Consider the following 9,301-nt stretch of genomic DNA (forward strand, 5'->3'; position numbering starts at 1 on the left):
GTCGTCTGGACCTGCTCGGCGAGACCCTCACCGTAGAAGTCCTGGCGCGCCATGATCGCGACGTTCTGGAAGCCGTCCTCGGCCGCGAGGTTCGCGAGGACCTGGCCCTGGAGCCGGTCGGACGGCGCGGTCCGGAAGTACAGGCCGTTGTCGTCGTAGGTGTCGAACCCGGCAGCCGTGTTGGCCGGCGAGAAGTGGACGACGCCAGCGCCGGTGATCTTGTCGATGACGCTCACGGACACGCCAGAGGCGGCGGCACCGACGATCGCGTCGACATCCTGGTTGAACAGCTTGTCGACCTCGGAACCCGCGATGTCGGGCGTGCCGTCACCGGAGTCGGCGTCGATGTTCACGACGTCCTGGCCGAGGACGCCACCAGCGGCGTTGATCTCTTCGACGGCGAGCTTGACGCCGGCGAACTCCGGGGGGCCGAGGAACGCGAGGTCACCGGTCTGCGGGAGCAGGTTGCCGACGGTCAGGACACCGTCGCCCGTGGGCTCGGGGGCCTCGCTGGTCTCGTCGTTGGTCGGGCTTGCTTCCGGCTCTTCTTCGCCACCGCCACAAGCGGTGAGAACGAGCGCGGCTGCTGCGAGCGCCGCGGCGACGCGGCTTGCTCGAGTAGTGCGGATCATGTGGCCTCCGGCTCACTAGGTAACTCCAGGCGTCAACGCCTGGACATGGGTGCTGCGGGCCCGAAGGTATCGCTCAGAATGCTGGTTTTAAACAAGTTCCGCGTTCCGGACGGGGTCGTTGTCGATTCGTGACCTTCCGGACACAGAAATTCAGCCTCTTCCCAGGTCAGGACCGTGGTCGACGACCCCCTGGGCGACTTGTCGCATGGACAGCCGTAGGTCCATGGCGGTCTTCTGGATCCAGCGGAACGCCTCCGGCTCACCGAGGCCGAGCCGGGTCTGCAGCACCGCCTTGGCCCGGTCGACGAGCTTGCGCGTCTCCAGCCGGTCGGTCAGGTCGGCCACCTCCCGCTCGAGCGCGTCGAGCTCGGCGAACCGGCTGACGGCCATCTCGATGGCGGGGACCAGGTCCGAGGCGGAGAAGGGCTTCACGAGGTAGGCCATCGCGCCGGCGTCGCGCGCGCGTTCGACCAGGTCGCGCTGGGAGAACGCGGTCAGGATCACGACGGGGGCGATCCGCTGGGCGGCGATCCGCTCGGCTGCTGCGATCCCGTCGAGGATCGGCATCCGGACGTCGAGGATGACCAGGTCCGGATGCAGCTCCTCGGCCAGCTCCACGGCCCGCGCTCCGTCCCCCGCCTCCCCCACGACCTGGTAGCCCTGCTCGCCGAGCATCTCGGCGAGATCCATCCGGATCAGTGCCTCGTCCTCGGCGATGACGACGCGACGGGCGGCCGGCATCGTGGGCTCGGTCGGGGCGGGCTCGCTCACCCGCTCAGGCTAGCGAGCGGCTCGGGCGACTCCCGGTTCGAGGGGTACCTGGCCGGGCACCGCGGCGACCGGCCGCGGCTCGGCGTACCGCTCCCGGAGGAAGAGCTCGACCTCCTCGCGCTCGACCCGGCCCCGGCTGAGCGCCGTGCTCGCCTGCCGGGCGTTCTCGACGGCGCGCTCGTTGCTCGCCGCCGCCCACTGCCAGGGCCACGTCATGCTGCCTCCCCGCCCCAATAGTCTAGTAATTTACTCGACTTTAGCCCATCGCAGGAAAAGCGCAAGTGCTCCGCTACCGTATGTGCGCCCAGCCGGGTTGGCGGAATGGCAGACGCGGTGGTCTCAAACACCACTGTCCGCAAGGACGTGTGGGTTCGACTCCCACACCCGGCACCGTTGTCAGCACACGGCGAGAACATGACACATGGGTCATGTGCGTCCGCAAGCGATGGTTGACAGTGCGCTCCGCGCGTCGGAGGCGGGCGTTTCGGACGCCGAGAACGCATCACGTCACGGAGTCGCGTTCAAGACGATCAGGCGATGGCGGCGGGAGTATCAACGTCGCGGGAGGGCGCGGGACCAACAGCATTGCACCGCAGAGTGTCCTCGATGTGGCGACGGGGGCTTGGATGTGGAGGCGTATGCCGAACTACTGGGGTGGTACCTGGGCGACGGCCACATCAGCCGTGGGCGGCGCGGCGTCCTGGGCCTGCATGTGGTCAACGACAATCGTCATGTCCACGACATCGAACGGGTCGCCGACATGATGCGCCGCGTCAAGCCTGGGAGCCGGCCGCACTACCGCCGACGACCGGGATGCACGATCGTCACCATGGGCTGGAAGCACTGGGCGTGTCTCTTCCCTCAGCACGGGCCGGGCAAGAAGCACGAGCGGCCAATCGTGCTCGAGGACTGGCAACGCGCCATCGTCCAGGCCCCACCCCGATGGCTTGCTCCGCGGCCTCTTTCATTCCGACGGCTGCCGCGTGCGCAACTGGGCCACACGGCCGGTGGCCGGGGTAAAGAAACGCTACGAGTACCCGCGGTGGCAGTTCACCAACCTGTCGGCCGACATCCGCGAGCTGTGTTGCTGGGCCCTGGACCTCGCCGAAGTCCCGTGGCGGCAGTCGAACGCGCAGACGATCAGCGTGTCGCGACGAGAGGGAGTGGCCCGCCTCGACCGGCTGATCGGCTCAAAGAGATAGCTCGAGGGTCGGGGCACCAGCCCCTGGCGGGCGCCCCCTGCCGCTGCCTAAGTCGCGACACAGCCCAATCAGCGAGCAGAGAACTACCCGTCAACGCCGGCGGTACGCCGGAGCCACCTCGTTGATGGCATCACCCATCTTGTGGATCCGCAGCGCGTTGGTGGAGCCGGCGATCCCGGGCGGGCTGCCCGCGATGATCACCACCAGCTCCCCCTGCTTGACCCGCCCGATCTCGAGCAGCTGCTCGTCGACCTGGCGGACCATCTCGTCGGTGTGCTCGACCGGGTCGGTCTTGAACGTCTCGACCCCCCAGGTCAGGGCCAGCTGGCAGCGCACCTTGTCCTCGGGGGTGAACGCGAGGATCGGGACCGGGGTGCGCAGGCGTGAGAGGCGCCGCGCGGAGTCGCCGGACTGGGTGAAGGCGACGAGGAACTTCGCACCGACCCGCTCGGCGACCTCGGCTGCGGCCTTGGCGATCACCCCGCCGCGGGTCCGCGGCTGCCAGTCGATCCGCGCCACGACCGAGCCGTGCTCCTCGACGTTCGCGGCGATCCGCTCCATCGTCTGGACGGCCTCGAGCGGGTACTCCCCCACGCTGGTCTCACCGGAGAGCATGACCGCGTCGGTGCCGTCGAGCACCGCGTTGGCCACGTCGGACGCCTCGGCCCGGGTCGGCCGCGGGTTGGTGATCATCGACTCCAGCATCTGGGTCGCCACGATCACCGGCTTGGCGTTGCGGCGAGCCGCCTCGACGACCCGCTTCTGCAGGAGCGGCACCTGCTCGAGCGGCATCTCCACGCCCAGGTCACCACGCGCCACCATGAAGCCGTCGAACGCCCGGATCACGTCGTCGAGGTTGTCGATCGCCTGCGGCTTCTCGATCTTCGCGATGACCGGCAGCGACACGCCCACCTCGCCCATGATCTCGCGGACCCGGTCGACGTCCGCGCCGCTGCGCACGAACGACAGCGCGATGAAGTCGACGGAGATCCGGAGCGCCCAGCGCAGGTCCTCCTCGTCCTTCTCCGACAGTGCGGGCACGCTGACGGCGACACCGGGCAGATTGATGCCCTTGTTGTTGCTGACCTCTCCCCCGACCTCGACCTCGGTGTGGACATCGGTGCCGTCGACCTCGACGACCCGCAGGTGGATCTTGCCGTCGTCGATCAGCACCTGGTCGCCGACGCCGACGTCGCCCGGCAGGCCGGCGTACGTCGTGCTGCAGATGTCCCGGTCGCCCTCGACGTCACGCGTGGTGATGGTGAAGCGAGCACCGTCATCGAGCTCGACGGGCCCGTCGGCGAACGTGCCGAGCCGGATCTTCGGGCCCTGGAGGTCGGCGAAGACCGCCACGCCGTTGCCGGACTCGTCGGCGGCCTCACGCACCATCCGGTAGGCCTTCTCGTGGTCGGCGTGGGTCCCGTGGCTCATGTTGAGCCGCGCCACGTCCATCCCCGCCTCGATCAGCTGCCGGATCATCTCCGGCGTGCTCGTCGCGGGCCCGAGGGTGCAGACGATCTTCGCTCTAGCCACACCTCGACCCTACCGGTCGTTGGATCGATCCAACACGCGGACCCGCCAGCGCCGAGCCCGCCGAGTCACACCGAGATCGGCCGCTCGGTCGGGGCGATCGGGACCGGCAGGTTCGTCGCCCCGGTCAGGAACCGGTCGACGCCCGCCGCGGCCGCCCTTCCCTCCGCGATCGCCCACACGATCAGCGACTGGCCGCGTCCCGCGTCACCGGCGACGAACACGCCGTCGACGGACGTCGCATACGAGTCGTCGCGCGCGATGTTGCCGCGCTCGTCGATGTCGACCCCGAGCTCCTCGACCAGGCCCGGCCGCTCCGGGCCGGTGAAGCCCATCGCGAGCAGCACCAGCTCTGCGGGGAGCTCGCGCACGGTGCCCGCGATCGGCTGGAACGACGAGTCCACCTCGACCAGCTGCAGCGCGCGTACCCGGCCGTCGTCGTCGCCGAGGAACTCCTGGGTCGACGTCGCGTAGACGCGGTCGCCGCCCTCCTCGTGCGCCGAGGAGACCCGGAACGTCATCGGGTACGTCGGCCACGGCTGGCCCGCGGGACGGGACTCCGGGGGCTGAGCGAGGATCTCCAGCTGCGTGATCGAGGCCGCGCCCTGCCGGATCGCGGTGCCGAGGCAGTCGGCTCCGGTGTCGCCGCCGCCGATGATCACGACGTTCTTCCCGTTGGCCGTGATCTGTCCCGGCACGTCCTGGCCCAGCGACGCCCGGTTGGACTGCGGCAGGTACTCCATGGCCTGGTGGATCCCGTCGAGGTCCCGACCCGGGACCGGCAGGTCACGCGAGGTCGTGGACCCCATGGCGAGCACCACCGCGTCGTACCGGTCGAGGAGCCGCTCCGTGGTCAGGTCGTCGGACCCGACCTCGACCCCGGCCCGGAAGATCGTCCCCTCGCGGCGCATCTGGTCCAGCCGCCGGTCGAGGTGCTGCTTCTCCATCTTGAACTCAGGGATGCCGTAGCGCAGCAGCCCGCCGATCTTGTCGGCCCGCTCGTAGACGGCCACCGTGTGGCCTGCCCGCGTGAGCTGCTGGGCCGCTGCCAGTCCGGCCGGGCCCGACCCGACCACGGCCACGGTCTTGCCCGACAACCACTCCGGCGGTCGCGGTCGGACCGCACGCGACTCCCACGCCCGGTCGATGATCGCGACCTCGACGTTCTTGATGGTGACCGGATCCTGGTTGATGCCCAGCACGCACGAGGTCTCGCACGGTGCCGGGCAGAGCCGCCCGGTGAACTCCGGGAAGTTGTTCGTGGCGTGCAACCGCTCGATCGCGCCGTCCCAGTCGTCGCGCCAGACCAGGTCGTTCCACTCGGGGATGATGTTGCCGAGCGGGCAGCCCTGGTGGCAGAACGGGATGCCGCAGTCCATGCACCGGCCGGCCTGGGTGCTGACGATCGGCAGCAGCGCCCGGCCGATCCCGTCGGGGTAGACCTCGTTCCAGTCCCCCACGCGCTCCTCGACCGGCCGGCGGGCCGGGACCTCGCGGCCGTGCTTCAGGAATCCCTTCGGGTCAGCCATGCAGCACCTCCATGATCCGGGCGGCGGCCTGCTCCTCGTCGAGCCCCTCGGCCTCCGCCTCCGCGCGGACCTCCAGGACCCGCTTGAAGTCGCGGGGCATCACGAGCGTGAAGCGTTCGAGCGACGCCACCCAGTCGTCGAGCAGCGCCTGCCCGACCTCGGATCCGGTCTCCTCGGTGAACCGGCGCACCAGGTCGCACAGCTCGTCGGCCTTGTCCGCGACCGGCACCAGCTCGACCAGCTCGCGGTTCACCCGGTGCTCCGCGACGTCGAGCACGAACGCGTAGCCGCCGGACATGCCGGCCGCGAAGTTGCGGCCGGTCCGGCCGAGCACCACGACCCGGCCCCCGGTCATGTACTCGCACCCGTGGTCACCCACACCCTCGGTCACGACAGTGGCGCCACTGTTGCGCACGCAGCACCGCTCCCCCACCCCGCCGCGGGCGAAGATCTCGCCCGAGGTCGCCCCGTAGGCGATCGTGTTGCCGGCGATGATCTGCTCCTCGGAGCGGAACCTCGCGCCACGGTCGGGTCGGATCACCAGCCGCCCGCCTGACAGTCCCTTGCCGACGTAGTCGTTGGCGTCACCCTCCAGCCGCAGCGTGACCCCCGGCGGCAGGAACGCCCCGAACGACTGGCCCGCGGACCCGATCAGCGTCAGGTCGATGGTGCCGTCGGGCAGGCCCTCGGCGCGGTAGCGCTTGGTGACCTCGTGCCCGAGCATGGTGCCGACCGTCCGGTTCACGTTGCGTACGGCGAGCTGCGCCCGCACCGGCTCGCGCGACTCGAGCGCCGGGGCAGCGATCGCGATCAGCTCGTTGTCGAGCGCCTTGTCGAGCCCGTGGTCCTGCTGCTTCGTGCAGTGGAGATCCTGGTCACCGAACTGGCCGAACTCGCCGTGTCGGGCCGCCTGGTGGAGGATCGGACCGAGGTCCATCCCGGACGCCTTCCAGTGGTCGACCGCGGCCTCGACGTCGAGCGTGTCGACGCGACCGATCGCCTCATCCAGCGACCGGAACCCGAGCTCGGCCAGCAGCTCGCGGACCTCTTCTGCGATGTACTCGAAGAACGTCACGACGAACTCGGGCTTGCCGGTGTAGCGCTGGCGCAGCACCGGGTTCTGGGTGGCGACCCCGACCGGGCAGGTGTCGAGGTGGCAGACCCGCATCATGATGCAGCCCGACACCACCAGTGGCGCGGTGGCGAAGCCGAACTCCTCGGCGCCGAGCAGCGCGGCGATCACGACGTCGCGGCCGGTCTTCAGCTGGCCGTCGGTCTGCACCACGATCCGGTCTCGCAGCCCGTTGAGCAGCAGCGTCTGCTGGGTCTCGGCGAGACCGAGCTCCCAGGGTCCGCCCGCGTGCTTCAGCGACGTCAGCGGGGCCGCCCCGGTGCCTCCGTCGTGCCCGGAGATCAGCACCACGTCGGCGTGCGCCTTGGACACTCCGGCCGCGACCGTCCCGACCCCGACCTCGGACACCAGCTTCACGTGGATGCGGGCGGAGGGGTTGGCGTTCTTGAGGTCGTGGATCAGCTGCGCGAGGTCCTCGATCGAGTAGATGTCGTGGTGGGGTGGCGGGCTGATCAGACCCACTCCCGGCGTCGAGTGCCGGGTCTTGGCGACCCACGGGTAGACCTTGTTGCCGGGCAGCTGGCCGCCCTCGCCCGGCTTGGCACCCTGCGCCATCTTGATCTGGATGTCGTCGGAGTTGGTGAGGTACTCCGACGTCACGCCGAACCGGCCCGAGGCGACCTGCTTGATCGCGCTTCGGCGCTCGGGGTCGTGGAGGCGGTCGGCGTCCTCCCCACCCTCGCCGGTGTTGGACTTCGCGCCGAGCCGGTTCATCGCGATCGCCAGGGTCTCGTGGGCCTCGCGGCTGATCGAGCCGTACGACATGGCGCCGGTCGAGAACCGCTTCACGATCTCGGAGACCGGCTCGACCTCCTCGATCGGGACCGGTGGCCGCTCACCCACCTTGAACCGGAAGAGGCCGCGCAGCGTCATCAACCGCTCGGACTGCTCGTCGACGCGCTGCGTGTACTGCTTGAAGATGTCGTAGCGGCCCGACCGAGTGGAGTGCTGCAGCCGGAACACCGTGTCGGGGTCGAAGAGGTGCGGCTCGCCCTCACGACGCCACTGGTACTCGCCGCCGATCGCGAGCGCCCGGTGCGACGGCGCGATGCCGGCCCGCGGGTACGCCGTGGCGTGCCGCCGCGCCACCTCCTCTGCGATCGTCTCGAGCCCGACGCCTCCGAGCTTCGAGGTGGTGCCGGTGAAGTACTTGTCGACCACGGCCTGCGAGAGACCGACCGCCTCGAAGATCTGGGCCCCTGTGTACGACGCGACGGTCGAGACGCCCATCTTGGACATCACCTTGAGCACGCCCTTGCCGAGCCCCTTGATCAGCTGCGCGACCGCCTGCTCCGGCTCGACCTTCACGTAGTAGCCGTCGCGGGCGAGGTCCTCCACCGACTCCATCGCGAGGTAGGGGTTGACCGCCGCCGCCCCGTAGCCGATCAGCAGCGCGACGTGGTGGACCTCGCGGACGTCGCCGGCCTCGATCAGCAGCCCGACCTGGGTGCGGGTCTTCTCGCGCACCAGGTGGTGGTGGACCGCCCCGGTCAGCAGCAGCGACGGGATCGGGGCCAGCTCCTGGGTCGAGTGCCGGTCGGACAGCACGATGATCCGGGCGCCGCCGGCGATCGCGGCCGACACCTCGGCGCAGATCTCGTCGATCCGGGCCGCCATCGCGGCCCCGCCGCCCTCCACGTCGTACAGGCCGCGGGAGACGTGGGTGATGAAGCCCGGCATGTCGCCGTCACGGTTGATGTGGCGGATCTTGGCGAGGTCGTCGTTGGAGATGACCGGGAACGGCAGGACGACCTGCCGGCAGGACGCCGGCGCGGGCTCGAGCAGATTGGCCTCGGGCCCGATGGTGCCGCTCAGCGACGTCACCAGCTCCTCGCGGATCGCGTCGAGCGGCGGGTTGGTCACCTGCGCGAACAGCTGGCTGAAGTAGTCGAAGATCAGCCGCGGCTTCTCGCTCAGGGCCGCGATCGGCGTGTCGGTCCCCATCGAGCCGAGCGGCTCGACCCCGGTGTTCGCCATCGGGGTCAGCAGCACGCGCAGCTCCTCCTCGGTGTAGCCGAAGATCTGCTGCCGACGGGTGACCGACGCGTGGGTGTGGATGATGTGCTCGCGCTCGGGGATGTCGTCCAAGTGGATCAGGCCGGCGTGGAGCCACTCGTCGTACGGGTGCTCCGCGGCGAGCTCGGCCTTGATCTCCTCGTCCTCGATGACCCGGTGCTCATCGGTGTCGACGAGGAACATCCGTCCCGGCTGCAGCCGTCCCTTGCGGACCACGCTCGCCGGGTCGAGGTCGAGCACGCCGACCTCGGAGGCGAGCACGACGAGTCCGTCGTCGGTGACCCAGTACCGCGAGGGGCGCAGCCCGTTGCGGTCGAGGACCGCCCCGATCTGGGTGCCGTCGGTGAACACCACGCACGCCGGCCCGTCCCACGGCTCCATCAACGAGGCGTGGAACTCGTAGAACGCGCGGCGCTTCGCAGCCATCTCGCCGTGGTTCTCCCACGCCTCCGGGATCATCATCAGCACGGCGTGCGGCAGCGAGCGCCC

The 9,301-nt window shown here is 69.8% G+C and carries 7 protein-coding genes and 1 tRNA gene; 2 read left to right on the plus strand and 6 right to left on the minus strand.

Features of this window, described 5'->3' with window-relative positions; all coding sequences use genetic code 11:
• From VFZ39_RS00425 to VFZ39_RS00435, 3 genes are all read right to left on the minus strand, one after another.
• A partial coding sequence (locus tag VFZ39_RS00425; protein ID WP_330863740.1) for an ABC transporter substrate-binding protein occupies positions 1-632 on the minus strand: 632 nt, incomplete at its 3' end.
• 150 nt (positions 633-782) lie between these two features.
• Positions 783-1,373 (minus strand): ANTAR domain-containing response regulator, encoded by a 591-nt coding sequence (locus tag VFZ39_RS00430; RefSeq protein ID WP_330863746.1) that lies wholly within the window; start codon positions 1,371-1,373, stop codon positions 783-785.
• A 39-nt stretch (positions 1,374-1,412) separates the two neighbouring features.
• Positions 1,413-1,619 (minus strand): hypothetical protein, encoded by a 207-nt coding sequence (locus VFZ39_RS00435; RefSeq protein ID WP_330863741.1) that lies wholly within the window; start codon positions 1,617-1,619, stop codon positions 1,413-1,415.
• 91 nt (positions 1,620-1,710) lie between these two features.
• Between VFZ39_RS00435 and VFZ39_RS00440 the strand changes: the two genes are divergently transcribed.
• Positions 1,711-1,793, plus strand: a tRNA-Leu gene (locus VFZ39_RS00440).
• A gap of 593 nt (positions 1,794-2,386) precedes the next feature.
• Positions 2,387-2,605 (plus strand): hypothetical protein, encoded by a 219-nt coding sequence (locus VFZ39_RS00445; protein WP_330863742.1) that lies wholly within the window; start codon positions 2,387-2,389, stop codon positions 2,603-2,605.
• Positions 2,606-2,695: 90 nt separating this feature from the next.
• Here VFZ39_RS00445 and pyk read toward each other — a convergent pair whose 3' ends face one another.
• The 3 genes from pyk to gltB form a co-directional block, all read right to left on the minus strand.
• The gene (pyk, locus tag VFZ39_RS00450) at positions 2,696-4,138 is read right to left on the minus strand and encodes a pyruvate kinase (protein ID WP_330863743.1); all 1,443 of its coding nucleotides are present in this window, start codon (positions 4,136-4,138) and stop codon (positions 2,696-2,698) included.
• Between the two features lie 65 nt (positions 4,139-4,203).
• Positions 4,204-5,664: a glutamate synthase subunit beta gene (locus tag VFZ39_RS00455; protein WP_330863744.1), complete on the minus strand. Its 1,461-nt coding sequence runs from the start codon at positions 5,662-5,664 to the stop codon at positions 4,204-4,206.
• Positions 5,657-9,301, minus strand: a 3,645-nt coding sequence (gene gltB / locus VFZ39_RS00460) for a glutamate synthase large subunit (protein ID WP_330863745.1), incomplete at its 5' end; no start/stop codon positions are given. The genes gltB and VFZ39_RS00455, both read right to left, overlap by 8 nt.

It is taken from the genome of Nocardioides sp., assembly GCF_036374615.1.
Taxonomy (GTDB): Bacteria; Actinomycetota; Actinomycetes; order Propionibacteriales; family Nocardioidaceae; genus Nocardioides.

What these genes read in the sequence shown, in the direction of transcription:
- VFZ39_RS00435 (WP_330863741.1), bottom strand. Translation starts at nt 1,619, where the DNA reads ATGACGTGGCCCTGGCAGTGGGCGGCGGCGAGCAACGAGCGCGCCGTC.
- VFZ39_RS00430 (WP_330863746.1), bottom strand. Translation starts at nt 1,373, where the DNA reads ATGCCGGCCGCCCGTCGCGTCGTCATCGCCGAGGACGAGGCACTGATC.
- VFZ39_RS00455 (WP_330863744.1), bottom strand. Translation starts at nt 5,664, where the DNA reads ATGGCTGACCCGAAGGGATTCCTGAAGCACGGCCGCGAGGTCCCGGCC.